The sequence below is a fragment of the Streptomyces sp. LS1784 genome (assembly GCF_020103755.1).
Taxonomy (GTDB): domain Bacteria; phylum Actinomycetota; class Actinomycetes; order Streptomycetales; family Streptomycetaceae; genus Kitasatospora.
Genome location: NZ_JAHSQD010000101.1, coordinates 1 through 20,564, shown reverse-complemented (window position 1 = coordinate 20,564; position 20,564 = coordinate 1). Strand labels below are relative to the sequence as shown.

Sequence of the window (20,564 nt, the reverse complement as noted above, 5' to 3'; positions counted from 1 at the left end):
CGTCTTTTCAACAAACTGAAGGCCTGGCGAGGCATCGCGACCCGGTATGACAAGAGCCCGGAAAGCTACCTCGCCGGCCTTCACCTCCGCGCCTCGATGATCTGGATCGATGATCTCCTGCTGACCATTGATTGATCACAACATCACACAGGCCCTAGGGGACCTCCTGTGAGCAGCATGACGGCTTCGGTGCCGGTTCGGGCGGTGGTGGGTTCGCGTGTGTCGGACACGCACGGGGACGAGGGCAAGGTCTCGCACCTGGTGCAGGCCGAGTCGGCGACGCGGCATGCGCTGTCAAAGGAGTGGGAGGTTGTCGGGTCGTTCGAGGACCTGGACGTCTCGGCGGAGATCACGCCGTGGAAGCGTCCGGACCTGGGCCCGTGGCTGACCGAGCGGCAGGGCGAGTGGGACGCGTTGGTGTGGGCGAAGGTGGACAGGGCGTTCCGGTCGGCCAAGGACTGTGCGGACGTGGCGCACTGGGCGGACCCGGCGCTCCGGCGCCCGTGAACGCACCGCCCTGACGCCGGCACGGCAACGTAGCGGGTCAGGTGCGCGCATCCCGACCCATCCCCGCCGCGTGACCCGGCAACCCGGCGAACGTGTGCGGTCACCGCGGTACGTGGCGGAGGCGAGTGATGCACGCCGCCCCTCACAGGAGGCGCCGCACGGCCTCCATGATCGCGTTCCGGCAGTCCTCCGGGTCCGACGCCAGGACAGTCGTCGCCGGCATGCTCGCGGCATTCGTCGGGCTCCAGGCCGAGGCGATGGCCAGGACGAGGGTGAGAAGTGTGGCCGGGGTGAAGCCCGGTGTGCCCACTCCGCCCTTCCGAGCCGCTTCCAAGGAGGCGAGCTTGTCGTCGTGGGTCTGCTTGGCGACGGCAGGGTCCCGTTCCACGGCAGTGCCGCGTTCCAGCCGGTGCCAGGTCGCCAGGCGGAGCACCTCGGGGTGCTTCTGGTAGAAGTCGAACAGCCGCCCGGCGTAGCCCGGCAGGTCGTCAGGCGTGAAGGGCACCATGTCGAGGCCGCGCCCGAGGTGTGCGTCGAAGACGGCGTCGAAGAGCCCGTCCTTGTTGCAGAAGTAGACGTAGATGAGGTTCTTGTTCGCCGAGGCGACCTTGGCGATCCGGTCGACGCGGGCTCCCGCGATCCCGTACGCCGCGAACTCCTGGGTTGCTGCGTGGAGGATGCGCGCCTTCGTGGCCTCGGCTCGGGACATGGGAGTCATGCTAACAGCGCCTACTGGATCTTGCCGGGGCGTAGGACCCGGTGCCCTCGCCAGGTGAGCGCGTTCGCCGCTGGAACCACGGTGGATTCGTTTGAGACATGAGGCGATTCGTTCGGGAGCCCCGTCGGTGGTCTTGCTCCGGGTGAACCGGTGAGGGGGAGAAGTGCCTCGCCGGAACGGTGAGTTGCCACCGCCCGACGATGACCGGGCCGACGGTCGGCGCGATGCGCAGACCCACGACGAGGCAGGCCGGGGGGCCGCGGCGACGTGCTCCTCGCGATCAGGGACCGGTACGCAGCGTGTGTCGTCACCGCAGTCCGAAGGCGTCGATCACTGCCTCGGAGGCGAGCAGCATGACGGTGCACCACAGGGTGACACCGGCCATCAGCCAGCCGATCAGCCGCCACCGGGGCAGGCCCAGCGCCGTGCCAAGCATGGCCGATCCCCAGGTGCCGAAGAGCGCAGGCCCGATGATGCCGAAGCCGATCACGCCGTACCGGTTCACCAGGCGCCGGGCCCGTCGGCCGGTGGGGCCGTCAAGGCGGTTCCGGCGGTTGCGGCGGTTCTCGGGCGGCGGCCCTGCGGTGACGGGCCGCCGCTTCGAGCGCCAGAGCAGCCAGCGGGTACGCAGCCACCCGGCCGCGAAGACGGCGGACAGCAGGCATCCGGCCGCGCCGAGGAGTACGGCGACGAGCGCGACGGGCGGGGGGAGGGAGGAGAGGCCGAAGGGTACGGCCGGGGTGCCCAGGGCGAATCCGGCGAGCACGGCCAAGGCGAAGTTCAGCACGCAGCACTCCTCATCTTGGGGACGGGCGCCACGTCGGTTCGCGGCGACAGTGAGTTAACTAACCAGTTACGCTATCGCGGTGACCACCTCACCATCCGCCTCAGCATCCTTGCCGGGCAGTTCGGTTGAACGACTGGCGGCATCCAGGTGCGTACTTCTCACGACGTTCCGCCGGGATGGGCGGGCCGTGCCCACTCCGGTGTGGGTGATGGGGGACGGGGACTGCCTGGCCGTGTGGAGCGCGGCCGGCGCCGGCAAGGTCAAACGGATCCGCAACAGCGGCCGAGTGACCGTCGCCCCCTGCAACTGGCGGGGAGTCCCGAAGGGGGAATCCGTGCCCGGTGTCGCCGAGTTGCCCGCAGACCGGGATACCGTCCACTACCTCGACCTGATGAAGCGCAAGTACGGCCTCGTCGCGCGGGTCGGCTTGCTGGGCAGCCGACTGAAGGGGTCCGGGTACCGCGCGGTGGGCATCCGGATCCGACTCGCGGAGTGACCCTCGCGGACCTCCGTCGCATCCGGCCATCGCTCTTTTTCCGAAGTCGTGTTGACGGGCCGTCGGATCTCGGGCAGCCTTGCCTCGGAATATTAACCATCCAGTTAGTCAATCTATTTCGAACGGAGTGGCACCGCCATGTCGGCATCCACCACTGAGCTCACCGGCATCCCGCCCGAATCAGGCCCCCCGTCCCCGCGGTCCTCGCTGCGGTGGTGGGCGCTGGCCGTGATTGGCCTGGCCCAGTTGATGATCATGCTGGACGCCACCATCGTGAACATCGCGCTGCCGTCCGCCCAGGCCGACCTGGGCTTCTCCGACAACGACAGGCAGTGGGTCGTCACCGCCTACGCACTCACCTTCGGCAGCTTGCTGCTGATCGGCGGGCGTGTCGCCGATCTCTTCGGCCGCAAGCAGGCCTTTCTCGCGGGTGTCATCGGATTCGCCGCCGCCTCGGCGCTCGGCGGAGCCGCCGGCAGCTTCGAACTCCTGGTGCTGGCCAGGGCGATCCAGGGCATCTCGGGTGCCCTGCTGGCCCCGGCGGCCCTCTCCCTGCTGACGACCATCTTCACCGACGTCAAGGAGCGGGGCCGGGCCTTCGCGATCTTCGGTGCCATCGCGGGCGCCGGCGGCGCGCTCGGCAACCTGCTCGGCGGCCTGCTGACCGAGTACCTCAACTGGCGTTGGACCCTCTACATCAACCTGGCGTTCGCGGCGGTGGCGCTCCTGGGCGGTCTGCTGCTGATCGAGCGTCAGTCGCGGGCGGAGCAGCGCCCCAAGCTCGACGTCCCCGGTGCGGTACTCGTCACCCTGGGGCTCTTCGGCCTGGTCTACGGGTTCTCCAACGCCGAGTCGCGCGGGTGGAGTTCTCCCGCCAGCTGGGGTCTGCTGGTCGGAGGCCTCGCCCTGATCGCCCTCTTCGCGTACTGGCAGTCGACGACGGCCGGGCCGCTGCTGCCCCTGCGCATCCTCCTCGACAGGGATCGAGGCGCCTCCCAGATCGCCATTCTGGTCGCCACCGGAGGCATGTACGCGGTCGCGTTGTTCCTCGCCTACTACATGCAGCAGACGCTCAAGTACACCCCGGTCGAGGCGGGGCTCGCCTTCCTGCCCATCCCCGCCGCACTGGTCGTTGCCTCCGCCTTGGCCGTGGGGGTCCTGATGCCCCGGGTGGGGCCGAAGATCGTGATTCCCCTCGGGATGGCGCTGCTGGGCGTGGGCATGGTCTGGTTCACCCGCCTGGATCTGGACAGCACCTACACGGGAGGCATTCTGCCGCCGCTGCTCGTCCTGGGCCTCGGTCTCGGCCTGGTCTACGCGCCGGCGATCGACCTGGCCACCTACCGGGTTCACGAGGATGACGCCGGGGTGGCCTCCGCGGCGGTCAACACCTCGCAGCAGATCGGTGGTTCGTTGGGGATCGCCGTTCTCAACACGCTCGCGGCGACCGCCGCGGGCAGCTATCTCAGCAGCCGGCAGGCCACGCCCGAGGTGATCGCCGGGGCGGCGTTGCACGGCTACTCCACCGCGTACTGGTGGGCGGCCGGCCTCGCAGCCGTCGGGCTCGTCGTGACCTTCGCGCTGTACCGTCCCGGTGTTCGGGAGAAGTCCCCCGACGCGGTGAAGGCCGTCGCCATGTGACACCTGCTCCACGAAGTCCCTCCATCCTTGAATCGCAAGCAGCCCCCGGGGCCGCGCCGCGCCCCTCGGGGGCCGGTCGCCGCCCCGGGGGCTGCTTGGTCGGGCCGCCCTTGAGTAACTGATGGCGGAAGCCGAGTACGGCACCCGCAGTCCTCCCCGGGCTCCGGGGGCGGCACGGCACGAAGCCGCCTCGGCCCGACGCCCGGCAGGACGGTGCGTAGGGCCTGTTCGGCGGCCTGCGGGTCGTAGTCCCCGAAGTGCTGGAGGACGGCGGACCAGGGTTCGCGGTAGGTGGCCCAGTCGTCGGCGGGCTCGCCGGCGTTGTAGGCGTCCTTGACCTCTTCCGCGTTGAAGTACGCGGTCAGGGAGGGGTGGGCGCCGCGGTCCACGGACGTCAGCTGCCCGTTCTGGCGCAGGCTGACCCGGCCCCAGACGCCGATCTCGGGGTGTGTGCCGAGTTCGGCGTTCGGCACTTCCAGGACGATGGCGAAGACGTTCTTGTCGGCACCCCAGTCCACGCCGGTCCACTGGAACTTGGCGACGATGCCGTCGAGGTCGGCGAAGAACGGGTCGCTGCGGAACCCGGCGTAGAACGTGTACGGCCCGGAGTGCGCCGCGGTGGTCTCGGCGCCGAAGTTCACCGGCACGTCGATGAAGAGCTCCTGGCCGAGGGCCTCGTGGGAGCGGGCCTGCTCGCCCGTGGCCCGCAGGACGGTGACGCTCTGGCGGCCGTCCTCAGGCGGGGAGAAGACGAAGCTATACGCCACGTCGGAGCGGTGGTCGCCGTCGGTGTCGACGTTGACGCGGTAGACGGCGTCCGGGTGGAACGCCTGGCCGCCGATGGGGGCGACCGGGTTGACGTTCAGGATCAGCACGGTCCGGTCGCCAGGCACGGTGAAGGCGAACAGGTCCGTCATGTCGAGGCGGGCGTCGTCCAGGGGAGCGGAGGTTGGGGCCGCTGAGGTGATGAGACATGCCCACCAGCATGAGCAGCCCTGCCCCTTCGTGCCCGGCTGGCGGGCTCTTCGTGCCGCGGATTCACACCGATGCCGCCCCGCCGCGTCCGTCGGGCCGTGCTGGTGGAGCGGATCACCGAGCGGGCTCCCCGCCGCCGACGCTGACGGCCGCGCCTTGTTGCCGGCCCGTTGTCCATCGATTGTCTGCCGGGACGCTGGGCTCAGGTGCTGCCCGGGGTGCCGCGACCGTGTTGACCAGGGCGTTGACTGTATGCCGACGAGGTCGTTGATCGTTTGTCTACCAGTATCCCTGACCGTATATCAGGTCCGGTCACGGACTCGGCGGCTTCCGGACGGGGCCGCCGGCGGACGACTCAGGAGGACTCGCATGTCCCGTATTCCCCTTCGCGTCCGCGCCGCGGCCGTCGCGGCCCTGGTCATGGCCGTCGCGCTGCCCCTCGCGGGCACGGCCACCGCCTCGGCGGCGGTTCACCCTTCCAACTCGCGCCCGTTCACGAGAGCCCCGCCGGACATCTCCGGTCCGGCCGGTGATCGGACGGCAGCTCGTCCGTGGACCGCACGGGGGCCCCGGGGCGCCACCTCCCGGATGGCTTCCCGCCGCGCCCCGCCCCACCCCGGGCCGCGGTCCACGGCTCCGTCGCCGAGTGGGCGGACGAGAGCATGTCCGTCCGGCTCACCGGTGAGAACTCCACCTCCGTCGCGCCCCGAAGAGGGCCGCCGAACGGCCCCGCCCCGGACGCGTCGAACGGAGACCACATCCAGGGGGCGTTCCGGGTCCCGGCGTCGACGGCGAGCCGGACGGTGTCCGGGGCCGGTGGGTCCTCCCGGTGGCGAGCGTGGAGCCGACGGACGAGATTCCCGGTTCCGGCATGTGATGATCGAAATCCAGCCATGTGACGTGGGTCATACGCTGGGAGCTCCATTTAGCCGGAAAAGGAGCCTCCTTGTCCGGGGGTATATTCAGGTGAATGGCCTATGGCGCGCGCACCACATTCCCGCCATAGGGGTCGCACCCAGCATGGAGGCGAAATAATTAAATATCGGACATCGCGGCGCGCTCGGGATGTTTCGAACGCCTGATCGCTCGATCTGGATCAAGCCACCCTATGGTTCGAATCTAACTGTCCTGTTTAGTTTCTGACGGCAGTGAGGCGTCGAGGACTGCCGAGGGGGGACGGCAGCGAGACGTCGATGACTGCCGAGGGGTGCGGCAGTGGGACGTCAATGAATGCCGCGGGGGGTTGAGGCGCTGACATTGAGTGCTGTTCCTCGAGTCCGCGCCATTTGGGTCCGTAGTGGGTCGCACACAGCCCCGCCGCCCAAGGCCGTCCAATGCTCCGGGTTTATTCCGAGGGCCACCCCAGCATTACTGTGACATTCCTGCCGCTCAGTCCTGCCCGAAGGGATTTTTGGCATGACAACCGTGCGCCGCACACTTGGCGTTCCGCCATTTTTCTGCCCTTTGCCCGACGCCGTGTACGACAAGCCGGAGGAAATAGATGCCGGCGCCGTCGCCTGGATGTTCCGGCAAGGGTTCCGCAAGGAGGGTGACTGGCTGCCGCGCATGAATGCGGGTTCGTACACCGCACACTGCATGCCGTACGTCCTCGACCGGTGCGCCGAGATCATCACCTATGTCATGTACTGGGGCGGCGCCTGGGACGACGACCTCGACGTGATCCCGGGGCTGGACCAGCCCGCACCGCTGACGGTCCACGTCAGCCGTCTCAAGCACATCCTTGCCTCGCCCAAGTCCGTCGTGCCGCCCGGAGACGCGTACCTCTCCTCCTTCCAGGACTTCTGGAACCACATCTCCACCGTGTCGACCCCGGGCCAGCTCGAGCACCTGCGCCAGGGTTTCTGCAGCTACTTCGACGGCGTGCTGTGGAAATGTGCGAACCAGAGCCTCGGTGAACTCCCCGAACTGGGCGACTACCTGATCATGCGTGGCAACGATGTGGCCGGCCCCTGGCTGACCGCACTCACTCCGATCGGCGGCGGCTACGAACTGACCGCAGCCGAACGCCTCGATCCCCGGGTGCGCGCCGCCTCCGAAGCCGTATCCGTCATCGTCGGTCTCGACAACGACCTGATCTCCATTCACCGGGAGAATCTCCAGGGCTTGTTCGACCAGAACGCCATCAGCATCATGGTGCGCGACCGGCAATGCACGCCCGAGGAAGCGGTCGCCGAGGTCCGCGCGCTGCGCGACCGAATCATGTCCCTTTATCTGAATCTGCGTGACCAGGTCTCCGCGACCGCCCGCCCGGAACTGCGGCGATACGTCCACGAGATCGGCTACTGGATTCGCGGGCACATCATCTGGGCGGACTTCACCACCCGTTACTGCGCGCCTGTCGACCCGGAGACCGGCGAAGAACAGGACTTCGGTGGCTACGGCCTGCTCTGGGCCGACGAGCCGGCTGACGCCAACCCTGCGCCCCTGCCGATTCCACAGATCGCCTGGTGGTGGGACCAGTTGGAGAAGTGACAGCGGCGAAGCAAAGTCCGACAGGTCCACAAGTTCGCCACTAACCGCATGGAGGTTTGTTCCGTGACAGGCCAGGAAACCCGCAGCTACACGAAGGGCAGCGCACCGAATGCCCTGCCCGTGCTCGGGCACGCGAATCAGCTGCGCAGCGACCCGCTCACCTTCCTCCGATCACTGCCCGAGCAGGGCGATCTCGTGAAGATCATGGTGGGGCCGACCCCCATGTACATCGCGTGCCACCCTGATCTGGTCCACGAGATGCTGACCGACAAGGTCAAGGACTTCGTCAAGGGCGGTCCCGTGATGGACCGCGTGCGCACGGTCCTCGGAGACGGGCTGGTCACGGTCGACGGCCTCGTCCATCGCAAGCAGCGACGCCTGATCCAGCCGTCCTTCCACCCTGCGCGCATCGCCGAGTACGTCGGCATCATGCAGAAGCAGGCAGCCGTGTCGGCTCATGAATGGCCGGAAGGCAAGAACGTCGACCTCCTGATGCAGATGGGCAACCTCAGCGCCGACGTGGCGCTGAGCTGCCTCTTCTCCGAGCCCGGTGAGGGCGAGGTGCGCCGGGGCGGTCACCACGGTCTCCCGACGGCCCTGAACACCGTGATCGACGGCATGTTCTTCCGCATGCTCAACCCGCTGCCGGCGCTGTCCTTCCTGCCCACTCCCGGCAACCAGCGCTACAAGCGGGCGGAGGCGCAGCTGCACCAGGTGGTGAACGAGACCATCGACCGCTACCGCCGCTCGGGCGACGGCGGCGGTCTGTTGCGCACGATGATGACGGAGGTCGACGAGGAGGGGCACCGCTTCACCGACCAGGAGCTGCACGACCAGTCCATCACCCTGCTCCTCGGAGGCGCGGAGACCACCGCCGTCCTGATGTCGTGGATCTTCCACCTGCTGCACGAGAACCCGCAGGTCGCCGCCAAGTTGCACGCGGAGCTCGACGAGGTGCTGGCCGGCCGCCCGGTGACGGCCGAGGACCTGAAGAAGCTGCCGTACACCCGCAACGTCGTCGCCGAGGGTCTGCGCCTCTACCCGCCGGCCTGGCTGCTCAGCCGTCGTGCCGCTGTCGACACCACGCTCGGCGGGCTGCCCGTGCCGGCCGGCACCGAGCTGTCGTACAGCCCCTTCCTGCTGAACCGGGACGCCCGCTACTTCGACGCCCCCGACAGCTTCGAGCCGGACCGGTGGCTCACCATGTCGACCACTCCGCGCAAGGGCGCCTACCTGCCCTTCGGCGCCGGGAACCGCAAGTGCATCGGTGACGCGTTCGCCCTCACCGAGGCCCAGGTCATCGTGGCCACCGTGGCCCAGTACTGGAAGCTGGACCGCGCCCCGGGCACCCGCCCCACGCGCGCCCTCGTGCGGATGAGCCTGCGTCCCGACCAGCTCACGGTGGTGCCGACCCGTCGGCAGCCGGCACGCGAGCCGCAGTCCGCCGCGAGCTGAACCCGTTCCGTTCGACCGACAGGGGCCCGGCGGGTGCCGCACCGGGCCCACCCCTGCCCGGCATGCCCTCCACCATGTGAACCCGCATGTACGGAGGGCATGCCATCCGGCGCGGCCCGAACACCCACCACTCGCCCCTCCCTCGGCGACCCGCACCTGCGGTGCGGCCCGGCGACTGCCGGGACCCTCCTTCGCCCGGCCGGAAAGTGATGCCTCTCGGCGCTTTCCCTCCCATGCCACGTCCTCGCGGACGCGGCCACATGGTCTTGACGAACAGGAGTAACGACATGAACTCGACCACCAGCCTTCGCGAGCTGGGAGCCGATGCCCTGGACTCGGTTCATCTGCGCGGCCTGATCGACGAGCGATTGAACGCCTTCCTCGACGCCAACTGCGACAGGCAACCCCACCTGGTCTCGCTCATCGAGCACCTGCGTGGCTTCCTGACCGCCGGCGGCAAGCGCATCCGGCCGCTCTTGTGCATGGTGGGCTGGCACGCGGCGGGCGGATACGGCGACACGGGGCCCGTCATCGGCGCGGCGGCCTCGCTCGAACTCTTCCACGCCTTCACCCTCATCCACGACGACGTGATGGACGCCTCCGACACCCGGCGTGGCCGTCCGACCCTCCACCGGACGCTGGAGACGGGTGCGGACGCCACGACCGCCGAGCGGTTCGGCACCAATAGCGCGATCCTGCTCGGCGACCTGGTCATGGTGTGGTCGGACGAGCTGCTGTACTCCAGCGGCATCGACCACGAGCGATTGGTCGCCGTCCGACCGCTGCTGGACGCCATGCGCACCGAGGTGATGATCGGTCAGTACCTGGACCTGCTGGCCACCGGGAAGCCCAACGAGGACGTCGAACGGTCGCTGGCCGTGATCCGCTACAAGACGGCGAAGTACACCGTGGAGCGGCCGCTGCACATCGGCGCGGTCCTTGCCGGAGCGGACCAGGCCCTGCTGGACGTCTTCACCGCCTACGCCCTTCCGATCGGCGAGGCCTTCCAATTGCGCGACGACCTCCTCGGCGTCTTCGGCGACCCGTCCAAGACCGGCAAGTCGGTCCTGGACGACCTGCGGGAGGGCAAGGCGACCGCTCTGATGGCACACGCCCTCCACGCCGCCGGCGCCGAGCAGGCGCGGGTGCTGAGGTCCCTGGTCGGCGACCCGGGCCTGGACGAGGCAGGCGCCGAGACGGTTCGCGGGATCCTGCGGGCCACGGGCGCCGCCGACAAGGTAGAGCAGATGATCACCGATCGTGTGCAGCGTGCCCGGCGGGTCCTGGACGAGACCCCGTTCCCGGACGGGGTCAGGAAGACCCTCGAAACCTTCGTCACCACCACGACACTCCGGACCACCTGAGCACCACGTCGGCGCGGGTCGCCACCGTCCCGGCGCCGCCACACGCGTCGCTCGCCTCGCGAGCCCACCCCGTCCGGAACCCGCTGCCGGGGGCGACCGGGGGAGAACCGGCCCGGCACCCGCCAGGGACGCGGTTCCGCGAGCACGCACCGTCGGGTGCGGCTCGACGCCCTGGCCCGCCCTGCGCGATGACATCGCTCGCGCCGGCGGCCGCGACCGCCGGCCACGGTGGTCCGGGGGTGGCCCGGGCATGACGCGGCGCGCGGTCGAACGGGCTTACTTCATTCCTTCCTAGAAATCTGGATGACGCGATCTCAATGGAATTTCGACAAGGGGAGCTGAGCACGTCGACTCCACCGGCCTCGGCGGCAGGGACAGCGGACAGCCGCCGTGCTCGCTCGGTCGGCACCGGCCACGCCCATGCCAAGGCCATTTTGCTGGGGGAGCACGCGGTCGTCTACGGAGCCCCGGCGCTCGCCCTGCCCGTTCCGCAGCTGTCGATCACCGCCAGCGTCGGGTTCTCCACCCGCGGTGAAGAACCGGCAGGTGTGTCCTTCACGATGACCGGATCCGCCTGGAAGGAGGTCGGAACGCAGGCATCCGAGGGGCTGCGTCGGCTGACCACCGACTTCAGGGCATCCACGGGCATCGACGACGGCCGGCATCTCGATGTGATCATCGACGGTTCGATCCCGCTCGGCAGGGGGCTCGGCTCCAGCGCGGCCTGCGCCCGTGCCGTCGTCCTCGCCCTGGCCGACCTCTGCGGCCGCGAGGTCTCGCAGCGGACGGTGTTCGACCTGGTGCAGACCGCCGAGAACGTGGTGCACGGCAAGGCCAGCGGCGTCGACGCCATCACCGTCGGCGCGAGCGCGCCGTTGCTGTTCCACGCGGGCGAGGCCCGCACGCTGCTGGTGGGCTGCGACGCGCTGTTTGTCATCGCGGACAGCGGCACCGTCGGCAGCACCAAGGAAGCGGTCGACAAGCTGCGGGAGAGGTTCCGACTCCACGCCGGAGCACAGGAGCGGTTCGTCCGCCGGGCGTCGGAACTGACCAGCGAAGCCGTGACCACCCTCGCCGCCGGCCGGCCGGAGGAGCTCGGCTTCCTGCTGACGGAGTACCACGGAATGCTCCGCGAGGCCGGGCTGAGCACTGACCGGATCGAGGGGATGGTGAGTGCCGCGCTCGCCGCAGGAAGCCTCGGCGCCAAGATCACCGGGGGTGGACTGGGCGGCTGCGTCCTCGCTCTGACCCAGCCCGAGCAGGCGAGAGAGGTCACCCGGCGGCTGCACGAAGCGGGGGCCGTGCAGACGTGGATCGTCCCACTGAGGAGGCTCGTCACGCATGTCTGAGCAACAGATCACCGTGCGCCGCCTGCAGGACCGGCAGGGCGCGAACGGGGCCACCGCCGTCGCGCACCCGAACATCGCGCTGATCAAGTACTGGGGGAAGCGCGACGAGCGCCTCTTCCTGCCGTGGACCAGCAGTCTGTCGATGACTCTTGACATCTTCCCCACGACCACCCGGGTCCACCTCGACGCCGAGGCTTCGGACGACGAAGTGACCTTCAACGGCGTACCCGCGGCGGGCGAGGAGCGGCGGCGCATCGCCGGGTTCCTCGACCTGGTGCGCCGGCGGGCCGGGCTCACGCACCGGGCCGTCGTCGACACCCGCAACACCGTACCCACCGGGGCGGGCCTGGCGTCCTCCGCCAGCGGCTTCGCCGCGCTCGCCGTCGCCGCCGCTGCCGCGTACGGACTGGACCTCGACGGCACCGGTCTCTCCCGCCTGGCCCGCCGCGGTTCCGGCTCGGCCTCGCGGTCGATCTTCGGCGGCTTCGCCGTCTGGAACGCTGGCAACCCCACGGCGCCGCCCGCGGAGGCCGACCTCAGCTCCTACGCCGAGCCGGTACGGACGGGCGACCTCGACCCCGCACTGGTCATCGCGGTGGTCAACGCTGGCCCCAAGGAGGTGTCCAGCCGCGCGGCGATGCGCCGCACCGTCGAGACCTCGCCCCTGTTCGAGCCTTGGGCCGCGTCGAGCCGGGACGACTTGACCGAGATGAGGGCGGCGCTCCTGCGCGGCGACCTCGACGCGGTGGGTGAGATCGCTGAGCGCAACTCTCTCGGCATGCACGCGACCATGCTGGGCGCGCGCCCTGCAGTGCGCTACCTCGCGCCCGCCTCGCTCACCGTCCTCGACAGCGTGCTGGGGCTGCGGCGCGACGGCATACCGGCCTACGCGACCATGGACGCCGGACCGAACGTCAAGGTGCTCTGCCGTCGTACGGACGCCGACCGGGTCGCCGAGGCCGTGCGCGACGCTGCCGCGGGCGGCACCGTGCACATCGCCGGGCCCGGACAGGGCGCCCGCCTGGTGGACGCGGGCGGACGATGACCTCCGGGCGAACGGTCGTCCGCAGTGCGCCCGGCAAGCTGTTCGTCACGGGCGAGTACGCGGTGGTGGAGCCCGGCACCCCGGCCATCGTGGTGGCCGTGGACCGGGAGATCACCGCCACGGTGACCCTCTCCGAAACGGCCGACATCGTGATCTCCTCCGATCTCGTCCCCCGGGCGGTGAACTGGCGATGGCTCGACGGCCGGCTCCACGCTCCCGGCACGGAGAACGGGGAAGCCGACGGACACGGCGCGCGGGGCGCACTGACGCACGTGGTGGCAGCGGTCGAGACCGTGGGACGACTGCTGGCCGAACGCGGCCTGCCCATGCCCGGGCTGGACCTCTCGATCGGCAGCCGGCTGCATGACAACGGCCGCAAGTACGGCCTGGGGTCGAGCGGCGCGGTGACCGTGGCCACGATCGACGCCATCACGTCCCTGTGCGGACTGGACCTCTCACCCGACGCCCGGTACCGCCTGGCCGTGATCTCCTCGGTCGGGATCGACCCCGTGGGCTCCGGCGGTGACCTCGCCGCCAGTACCTGGGGCGGCTGGATCGCGTACCAGGCACCCGACCGGGCCTTCGTGCTCGACCTCACCCGCCGGTACGGCGTCGAGGAGGCGTTGCGCACGCCCTGGCCGGGCCACTCGGTCCGGAGGCTTCCGGCCCCGCGCGGCCTCGCCCTCGAAGTCGGCTGGACCGGCAACCCGGCCTCCACCGCCTCGCTCGTGTCCGGTCTGCACCGCCGGATCTGGCGCGGCACCGCGTCGCACCGCGCGTTCGTGGAGACCTCCACCGACTTCGTACGCGCCTCGATCACCGCTCTCGAGGCCGGCGACGACCAAAGCCTGCTGTACCAGATCCGCCGTGCCCGGCGGGAGTTGGCCCGCCTCGACGACGAAGTCGGGCTCGGCATCTTCACACCCGAGCTGACGGCCCTGTGCACGGTCGCCGAAACCGTCGGCGGTGCCGCCAAGCCGTCGGGCGCGGGCGGCGGCGACTGCGGCATCGCGCTGCTCGATGCCGAGGCCATGCACGACATCTCACATGTACGGCAGCGGTGGGCCGCGGCCGGGGTGCTGCCCCTGCCCGTCCGGCCCGCCCCGGAAGGGACCGAGAAATGAGCGCTCAGCGCAAGGACGACCACGTCCGGCTCGCCATCGAGCAGCAGGACACCCGCAGCGGGATCAACCAGTTCGACGAGGTGTCCTTCGTCCATCACGCCCTGGCCGGCATCGACCGGCCGCAGGTGTCCCTGGACACGACCTTCGCCGGGATCTCCTGGCAGGTGCCGCTCTACATCAACGCGATGACCGGCGGGACCGCCAAGACCGGCGTCATCAACCGAGGTCTGGCGATAGCGGCCCGCGAGACCGGGGTACCCATCGCGTCGGGCTCGGTGCACGCCTACTTGAAGGACCCGACGTGCGCCGACACCTTCCGCGTCCTGCGCCAGGAGAACCCCCACGGTTTTGTCATAGCAAATGTCAACGCGACGGCATCGGTCGACGACACCCGGCGTGCCCTCGATCTGCTGGAGGCCGACGCCCTGCAGATCCACGTCAACACGGCGCAGGAAACGGCCATGCCGGAAGGCGACCGGTCCTTCGGGTCCTGGGTCCCGCAGATCGAGAAGATCGCGGCGGCCGTTGACGTACCCGTGATCGTCAAGGAGGTCGGCAACGGCCTGAGCCGGGAAACCGTCCTGCTGCTGCGACAACTGGGGGTCCACGCGGCGGACGTCGGCGGCCGGGGCGGCACCGACTTCGCCCGGATCGAGAACGGCCGGCGACCGCTCGGCGACTACGCGTTCCTCCACGACTGGGGCCAGTCCACCGCCGCCTGTCTCCTGGACGCTCAGAGCGCCGGTCTTCCCGTGCTCGCCTCCGGCGGCGTCCGCCATCCCCTCGACGTCGCCCGCGCCCTGGCCCTGGGCGCCTCCGGCGTCGGGGCCTCCGGAGTGTTCCTGCGCACCCTGCTCGACGGCGGTCCCGAGGCGCTGATCGAGCAGCTCACGAACTGGCTGGACCAGCTCGCGGCCCTCCAGACCATGCTCGGCGCGCGCACTCCCGCGGACCTCGCGAGCAACGACCTGATCATCCACGGCACCCTCCGTTCCTTCTGCGCCGACCGGGGCATCGACACGGGGCGACTCGCCCGGCGTTCCCGATCGGCCGACACCCTTCACAACGCGACAGGAAAAGCACAGTGACCGACACACACGCCATTGCCAGGGTCCCCATGAAGTGGGTCGGACCCCTTCGAGTCTCCGGGAACGTCGCCAACACCGAGACCCACGTTCCCCTCGCCACCTACGAGACACCGCTGTGGCCCTCCGTGGGCCGCGGCGCGAAGGTGTCCATGCTCACCGAGCAGGGCATCGTCGCCACCCTCGTTGACGAGCGCATGACCCGCTCGGTGCTCGTCGAGGCGACCGACGCCCAGACCGCGTACACGGCCGCCCGCGCCATCGAGGCGCAGATCGAGGAACTGCGCGCCGTGGTCCGCAGCTGTAGCCGGTTCGCCGAGCTGCTCACCGTCCGGCACGAGATCGCGGGCAACCTGCTGTTCATCCGGTTCGAGTTCAGCACCGGCGACGCCTCCGGCCACAACATGGCCACGCTCGCCTCCGACAATCTGCTGACGCACCTGCTGCGGACCGTTCCGGGAATCTCCTACGGATCGATCTCCGGGAACTACTGCACGGACAAGAAGGCGACCGCGATCAACGGCATCCTCGGCCGCGGGAAGAACGTGGTCACGGAACTGCTCGTCCCGCGCGACGTGGTGGAAGGCGTCCTGCACACCACTGCCGCCAGGATCGTCCAGCTGAACATCCGCAAGAACCTGCTCGGGACCCTGCTGGCCGGCGGCATCCGCTCGGCCAACGCCCACTACGCCAACATGCTGCTCGGCTTCTACCTGGCCACCGGGCAGGACGCGGCCAACATCGTCGAGGGCTCCCAGGGCGTCACCCTGGCCGAGGACCGCGACGGTGACCTCTACTTCTCCTGCAATCTGCCCAACCTGATCGTCGGCACCGTGGGCAACGGCAAGGGCCTGGAGTTCGTGGAGACGAACCTGACCCGCCTCGGCTGCCGCGTGGACCGCGCCCCCGGCGAGAACGCGCGCCGGCTCGCCGTCATCGCGGCGGCGACGGTCCTCTGCGGCGAGCTCTCGCTGCTCGCGGCGCAGACCAACCCGGGTGAACTCATGCGTGCACACGTCGAACTGGAGCGCGACAACAAGACAGCAAAGGTCGGTGCCTGAACATGTCCAACGCCGCTTCCTTCGGAATCCACGATCTCTCCTTCGCGACGACCGAATACGTCCTGTCGCACGCGGCACTCGCCGAGTACAACGGCACGGAGATCGGCAAGTACCACATAGGCATCGGCCAGCGGTCGATGAGCGTGTGCGCCGCGGACGAGGACATCGTGACCCTGGGGGCCGCCGCCGCGGCCCCGATCATCGCCCGGCACGGTTCCGAACGGATCCGGACGGTGGTCTTCGCGACGGAATCCTCGATCGACCAGGCGAAGTCCGCCGGCATCTACGTGCATTCACTGCTCGGCCTGCAATCGGCCTGCCGCGTCGTCGAACTGAAGCAGGCCTGCTACGGAGCCACGGCCGCCCTGCAATTCGCCATCGGACTCGTACGACGCGACCCCGACCAGCAGGTCCTGGTGATCGCGAGCGACGTCTCCAAGTACGAACTGGACAGCCCCGGCGAGGCGACCCAGGGTGCCGCCGCGGTGGCGATGCTGGTCAGCGCCGACCCCGCCCTGGTCTGCATCGAGAACGCCTCGGGCCTGTTCACCGCCGACGTGATGGACTTCTGGCGGCCGAACTACCGCACCACCGCCCTCGTCGACGGGCAGGAATCCGTCGAAGCGTACCTGCAGGCGGTCGCAGGCAGCTGGAAGGACTACGGCGAGCAGGGCGGGCGCACACTCGACGAGTTCGCCGCGTTCTGCTACCACCAGCCGTTCACAAAGATGGCCTACAAGGCACACCGCCACCTGCTCAACCACGCGGGCCACAGCGCCGACCAGGCCGACATCGAGCACGCCATCGGGCAGACCGTGGCCTACAACACCTCCATCGGCAACAGCTACACCGCCTCGGTGTACCTCGCGCTCGCCGCGCTGCTCGACCAGGCGGACGACCTGACCGACCGGCCCATCGGCTTCCTCAGCTACGGTTCCGGCAGCGTCGCCGAGTTCTTCGCGGGCACGGCCGTCCCCGGCTACCGCGAACACCTGCGGACCGCAGCGAACCTGGCGGCGATAGCCAGGCGCAAGCCGGTCGACCACGCCCGCTACCGCGAGCTGCACGAGTGGTCCTTCCCGGCCGACGGAGGAGACCACCCCACCCCGCAGCAGACCACCGGGCCCTTCCGGCTGGCCGGCGTCAGCGGTCACAAGCGCATCTACCAGGCGCGCTAGAACACCTGCGATCCCGAACACCTGCGGTCCCATGCGTGCGGGGGCAGCCTCCGCGGCTGCTCCCGCACGCGCCCGCCACGGCCGCAGGCCAGTTCTACACACACCGTTCTCCATCCATTTGAGGGGAGGGCAGCCGTATGACCGACGTCAGGATTCTCGGTACGGGTGCCTATGTGCCGGAGCGAATCGTGTCCAATGACGAGGCCGCGGCGGCGGCGGGGGTCGACGACGCGTGGATCACCGACAGGACCGGCATCCGGGAACGACGATGGGCTGCCGACGGCCAGGCCACCTCGGACCTGGCCACCGCCGCGGGGCGTGCCGCGCTGAGGTCGGCCGGCATCTCCGCCGAGGAGCTGTCCGTGATCGTGGTCGCCACGTCCACACCCGACCGGCCGCAACCGCCCACCGCCGCCTACGTCCAGCAGCGGCTCGGCGCGAGCGGCGCGGCCGCGTTCGACGTCAACGCGGTCTGCTCCGGCACGGTGTTCGCGCTCTCCGCGGCCGAGGGCGTACTCGCCCGCACCGGCGGCCATGCGCTGGTCATCGGTGCGGACCTGTACTCCCGCATCCTGAACCGGGCCGACCGCAGGACCGTGATCCTGTTCGGGGACGGCGCCGGAGCCGTGGTCCTGGGGGCGCCGGTCGACCACGGACCACGTGTCCGGCACCTCTCACTGCACTCGTTCGGCGAACTGTCGGGGCTCATCGAGGTGCCCGCCGGCGGCAGCCGCATGCCGGTGGACCAGACGGTCCTCGACGCAGGGCTCCAGTACTTCGCGATGGACGGGCGAGGCGTGCGGAACTTCGTCGGTGACCACCTGCCGCAGCTGGTCAAGGGATTCCTGCACGAATGCGGTGTCGCGCCCGACGACATCGACCACTTCGTACCGCACCAGGCCAACGGCACCATGCTGGACAGCGTCTTCGCCGACCTGGCACTGCCTCGCGCGACCATGCACCGCACCCTGACGCACTACGCCAACACGGGAGCCGCCTCCATCCCGATCACCCTGGACGCGGCCGCCCGCGCTGGCGCCTTCACCCCCGGCGACCTGATCCTCCTGGCCGGCTTCGGCGGCGGTATGTCGGCGGGATTCGCGCTGGTCGAGTGGTGAGAAGGTCCGGGCCGGTGGGGAAAGCGCCGTAGTGAAGTTCCACCCTGCGGTTGGACACTCTCCGTCTACGCTGCGAGGGTGTGACCTTGCCGGTGCCGCTGGCGGGTCTCGAGTGGCGTGAGGTAGCCCCACTCGGGGTGTTTGCGTAGGCGCCTGCGGTTGTAGAGGTCTCGATGAAAGAGAAGACCTCCGCCCGGGCGGTGGCGCGGTCGGGCCAGACCCGGGTGCCGATCTCCTCCTTCAGTACGGCGAAGAAGCTCTCGGCAGCGGCGTTATCGTAACAGGAGCCGACCCTTCCCATCGACTGCCGCATGTCCAACTTGCCTATCTCGCTGCGGAATTCACTCGACGTATATTCGCTGCCGCGGTCCGTGTGGAAGGCACAGCCGCGCTCCAGACCGCCTCGGCCGGCAGCCATCCGCAGCGCGGCCACCGGCAGTTCGGCGCGGTGGTGGTCGGCCATCGCGTAGCCGACCACCTCGCGGGTGGCCAGGTCGATGCAGGTGGTCAGGTAGAGCCAGCCCTCCTCGGTCGGCAGGAAGGTCATGTCGCCGACCAGTCGCATCCCCGGGCGGGGCGCGGTGAAGTCGCGCCCGACAAGGTCCGGGGCGAACACCGGCTTGCGGGCCTGGCGGGTCAGACCACGGCGTCGGCGGCGGGTGACGCCCGTGATCCCGCGCTCGCGCATGATCCGTTCCACTTTCTTCCGGTTCACCGCCCGGCCCTGGCGGCGAAGTTCCGCGTGAACGCGCGGGACGCCGTAGGCGCCCCGGGAGGCGAGGTGGATCACCGCGATCTCGGCGGCCAGGAGGTCTTCGGCCCGTTCGCGGGCGCGACGGTCCTGTTCGCGGGCCCGCCAGGCGTAGAAGGAGGAGCGGGCGATCCCCAGCGCCCGGCAGATCCGCTTGACGCCGAAGGCGCCGTGGTGGTCCTCAACGAAACGGAAGCGGATCAGGACCCGTAAGTTAACTACTGCCGGTTTTGGGCCAACTTCCCGGATGGGCATGGTAGATGAGCTGCTGTGGCGATTCCGGATGATGTCCTGGCTGTGCTGGATGTGAAGTTCGCGGCAGTGTTGCCGCATCTGGACGAGCGGCAGCGCCGCCTCTACCTGGCCTCGGAGGCCGAGGCTCTGGGGCATGGTGGGATCGCGGCGGTGGCCAGGCTGGCGGAGGTGTCGGAGTCGACCGTCGCTCGGGGGTGCGACGAATTCGCGGGCGGGGCGGAGGTGCTGGGACGGGTGCGCCGACCTGGTGGCGGGCGCAAGTCGGCTGCCGAGCGCGACCCGGGCCTGGTGGCGGCACTGGAGGCGTTGATCGAGCCGCGGGAGGTGGGCGACCCGGTCTCGCCGCTGCGCTGGACCACCGCCTCGCTGCGGGACCTGGCTCGGGAGTTGACCGAGGCGGGGCATCCGGTCAGCGCGCCGGTGGTGGGTGACCTGCTACGCGGACTGGGCTTCAGCCTGCAGGGCATGGCCAAGACCCGGGCCGGCGGCCATGTCCCGGACCGCGACGCCCAGTTCCGCCACATCAACACCGCCGTCGAGCGCTTCCTGGAGCAGGGCCTGCCAGTGGTGAGCGTGGATGCGAAGAAGAAGGAGCCGATCGGCGACTTCGCCCGTTCCGGCCGCACCTGGCGTCCCAAAGGCCGGCCGATCACCGCGCCGGACCACGACTTCCTGGACCCGGACACCCCGATCGCCATCCCCTACGGCGTCTACGACCTGGGACGCGACACCGGCTGGGTCAACGTGGGCACCGACCGCAACACCGCCGCCTTCGCGGTGGAGTCCCTGCGCCGCTGGTGGAACCACCAAGGGCGTCTCGACTACCCCGGTGCCACCCGCCTACTGGTCACCGCCGACTCCGGAGGAGCGAACTCGGCCGACTCCCACCTGTTCAAGAACGACCTGGCTGCCTTCGCCGACGAGTGCGGACTGAGCGTCACCGTCATGCACTTCCCGCCCGCGACTTCAAAATGGAACAAGGTCGAACACCGGCTGTTCTCCCGGCTCACCCACAGCCTGCGCGGCAGGCCGCTGACTAGGTCCTGTCCGGTCGATCATGAGCGGAGCCAGATGGCCAGTGCCGCGACGGTGACCGTGCCGAGGAAGACGTAGACGCGCTTGTCATATCTGGTCGCGACGGCGCGGAAGTTCTTCAGCTTGT

At 69.6% G+C, this 20,564-nt stretch carries 16 protein-coding genes and 3 pseudogenes; 14 read left to right on the top strand and 5 right to left on the bottom strand.

Annotation, left to right across the window (positions count from 1 at the left end; all coding sequences use genetic code 11):
- Positions 1-219: 219 nt before the first annotated feature.
- Positions 220-507: a recombinase family protein gene (locus KS423_RS14890; RefSeq protein ID WP_308020194.1), complete on the top strand. Its 288-nt coding sequence runs from the start codon at positions 220-222 to the stop codon at positions 505-507.
- A 142-nt stretch (positions 508-649) separates the two neighbouring features.
- Here the strand turns inward: KS423_RS14890 and KS423_RS14885 are convergent, their stop codons facing one another.
- Together KS423_RS14885 and KS423_RS14880 are read right to left on the bottom strand one after the other, a co-directional pair.
- Entirely contained in the window at positions 650-1,216 is a 567-nt protein-coding gene (locus KS423_RS14885) for a TetR family transcriptional regulator (protein WP_224279321.1), read from the bottom strand.
- A 316-nt stretch (positions 1,217-1,532) separates the two neighbouring features.
- On the bottom strand, positions 1,533-2,012 hold the full coding sequence (locus KS423_RS14880; protein ID WP_224279320.1) for a hypothetical protein: 480 nt from the start codon (positions 2,010-2,012) through the stop codon (positions 1,533-1,535).
- A 79-nt stretch (positions 2,013-2,091) separates the two neighbouring features.
- Between KS423_RS14880 and KS423_RS14875 the strand changes: the two genes are divergently transcribed.
- Positions 2,092-2,508, top strand: coding sequence for a PPOX class F420-dependent oxidoreductase (locus KS423_RS14875; protein ID WP_308020193.1), 417 nt, complete (start codon positions 2,092-2,094; stop codon positions 2,506-2,508).
- A gap of 138 nt (positions 2,509-2,646) precedes the next feature.
- Positions 2,647-4,149, top strand: a complete 1,503-nt coding sequence (locus tag KS423_RS14870) for an MFS transporter (RefSeq protein WP_224279318.1) — start codon at positions 2,647-2,649, stop codon at positions 4,147-4,149.
- Between the two features lie 305 nt (positions 4,150-4,454).
- Here KS423_RS14870 and KS423_RS14865 read toward each other — a convergent pair.
- Positions 4,455-5,087: pseudogene (locus KS423_RS14865) on the bottom strand (DUF4331 family protein); the annotation flags it as partial.
- 1,453 nt (positions 5,088-6,540) lie between these two features.
- Between KS423_RS14865 and KS423_RS14860 the strand changes: the two are divergent.
- The 10 genes from KS423_RS14860 (at position 6,541) to KS423_RS14815 (ending at position 18,396) form a co-directional block, all read left to right on the top strand.
- On the top strand, positions 6,541-7,617 hold the full coding sequence (locus KS423_RS14860) for a terpene synthase family protein (protein ID WP_224279316.1): 1,077 nt from the start codon (positions 6,541-6,543) through the stop codon (positions 7,615-7,617).
- 63 nt (positions 7,618-7,680) lie between these two features.
- Positions 7,681-9,072 (top strand): cytochrome P450, encoded by a 1,392-nt coding sequence (locus KS423_RS14855; RefSeq protein WP_224279314.1) that lies wholly within the window; start codon positions 7,681-7,683, stop codon positions 9,070-9,072.
- A 287-nt stretch (positions 9,073-9,359) separates the two neighbouring features.
- Positions 9,360-10,436, top strand: coding sequence for a polyprenyl synthetase family protein (locus KS423_RS14850; RefSeq protein WP_224279313.1), 1,077 nt, complete (start codon positions 9,360-9,362; stop codon positions 10,434-10,436).
- Positions 10,437-10,753: 317 nt separating this feature from the next.
- Complete coding sequence (gene mvk / locus KS423_RS14845; protein ID WP_224279311.1) at positions 10,754-11,785, top strand: mevalonate kinase; 1,032 nt, start codon at positions 10,754-10,756, stop codon at positions 11,783-11,785.
- On the top strand, positions 11,778-12,830 hold the full coding sequence (mvaD, locus tag KS423_RS14840; RefSeq protein ID WP_224279309.1) for a diphosphomevalonate decarboxylase: 1,053 nt from the start codon (positions 11,778-11,780) through the stop codon (positions 12,828-12,830). The genes mvk and mvaD overlap by 8 nt, the downstream gene beginning before the upstream one ends.
- The gene (locus tag KS423_RS14835) at positions 12,827-13,954 is read left to right on the top strand and encodes a phosphomevalonate kinase (RefSeq protein ID WP_224279307.1); all 1,128 of its coding nucleotides are present in this window, start codon (positions 12,827-12,829) and stop codon (positions 13,952-13,954) included. The genes mvaD and KS423_RS14835 overlap by 4 nt, the downstream gene beginning before the upstream one ends.
- Positions 13,951-15,042, top strand: coding sequence for a type 2 isopentenyl-diphosphate Delta-isomerase (gene fni, locus KS423_RS14830; protein WP_224279306.1), 1,092 nt, complete (start codon positions 13,951-13,953; stop codon positions 15,040-15,042). Before KS423_RS14835 ends, fni begins: the two co-directional genes overlap by 4 nt.
- A gap of 29 nt (positions 15,043-15,071) precedes the next feature.
- Positions 15,072-16,100, top strand: a complete 1,029-nt coding sequence (locus tag KS423_RS14825) for a hydroxymethylglutaryl-CoA reductase (protein WP_224279296.1) — start codon at positions 15,072-15,074, stop codon at positions 16,098-16,100.
- Positions 16,101-16,102: 2 nt separating this feature from the next.
- Positions 16,103-17,278, top strand: a complete 1,176-nt coding sequence (locus KS423_RS14820) for a hydroxymethylglutaryl-CoA synthase (protein WP_224279294.1) — start codon at positions 16,103-16,105, stop codon at positions 17,276-17,278.
- A 137-nt stretch (positions 17,279-17,415) separates the two neighbouring features.
- Positions 17,416-18,396 (top strand): 3-oxoacyl-ACP synthase III family protein, encoded by a 981-nt coding sequence (locus KS423_RS14815; protein ID WP_224279292.1) that lies wholly within the window; start codon positions 17,416-17,418, stop codon positions 18,394-18,396.
- Here the strand turns inward: KS423_RS14815 and KS423_RS14810 are convergent.
- On the bottom strand, positions 18,320-19,402 hold the full coding sequence (locus tag KS423_RS14810; protein WP_224279290.1) for an IS3 family transposase: 1,083 nt from the start codon (positions 19,400-19,402) through the stop codon (positions 18,320-18,322). The genes KS423_RS14815 and KS423_RS14810 overlap by 77 nt on opposite strands.
- Before the next feature lie 15 nt (positions 19,403-19,417).
- Here KS423_RS14810 and KS423_RS14805 point away from each other — a divergent pair.
- Positions 19,418-20,440 (top strand): annotated as a pseudogene (locus KS423_RS14805) (ISAzo13 family transposase); the annotation flags it as partial.
- Between the two features lie 17 nt (positions 20,441-20,457).
- Here the strand turns inward: KS423_RS14805 and KS423_RS14800 are convergent.
- Positions 20,458-20,564, bottom strand: a pseudogene (locus KS423_RS14800) (IS5/IS1182 family transposase); the annotation flags it as partial.

Excerpts from the sequence above, each read along its gene's own strand:
- KS423_RS14885 (WP_224279321.1), bottom strand. The coding sequence starts at position 1,216 with ATGTCCCGAGCCGAGGCCACGAAGGCGCGCATCCTCCACGCAGCAACC.
- KS423_RS14870 (WP_224279318.1), top strand. The coding sequence starts at position 2,647 with ATGTCGGCATCCACCACTGAGCTCACCGGCATCCCGCCCGAATCAGGC.
- KS423_RS14860 (WP_224279316.1), top strand. The coding sequence starts at position 6,541 with ATGACAACCGTGCGCCGCACACTTGGCGTTCCGCCATTTTTCTGCCCT.
- KS423_RS14850 (WP_224279313.1), top strand. The coding sequence starts at position 9,360 with ATGAACTCGACCACCAGCCTTCGCGAGCTGGGAGCCGATGCCCTGGAC.
- mvk (WP_224279311.1), top strand. The coding sequence starts at position 10,754 with ATGGAATTTCGACAAGGGGAGCTGAGCACGTCGACTCCACCGGCCTCG.
- mvaD (WP_224279309.1), top strand. The coding sequence starts at position 11,778 with ATGTCTGAGCAACAGATCACCGTGCGCCGCCTGCAGGACCGGCAGGGC.
- KS423_RS14835 (WP_224279307.1), top strand. The coding sequence starts at position 12,827 with ATGACCTCCGGGCGAACGGTCGTCCGCAGTGCGCCCGGCAAGCTGTTC.
- fni (WP_224279306.1), top strand. The coding sequence starts at position 13,951 with ATGAGCGCTCAGCGCAAGGACGACCACGTCCGGCTCGCCATCGAGCAG.
- KS423_RS14825 (WP_224279296.1), top strand. The coding sequence starts at position 15,072 with ATGAAGTGGGTCGGACCCCTTCGAGTCTCCGGGAACGTCGCCAACACC.
- KS423_RS14820 (WP_224279294.1), top strand. The coding sequence starts at position 16,103 with ATGTCCAACGCCGCTTCCTTCGGAATCCACGATCTCTCCTTCGCGACG.
- KS423_RS14815 (WP_224279292.1), top strand. The coding sequence starts at position 17,416 with ATGACCGACGTCAGGATTCTCGGTACGGGTGCCTATGTGCCGGAGCGA.
- KS423_RS14810 (WP_224279290.1), bottom strand. The coding sequence starts at position 19,402 with ATGCCCATCCGGGAAGTTGGCCCAAAACCGGCAGTAGTTAACTTACGG.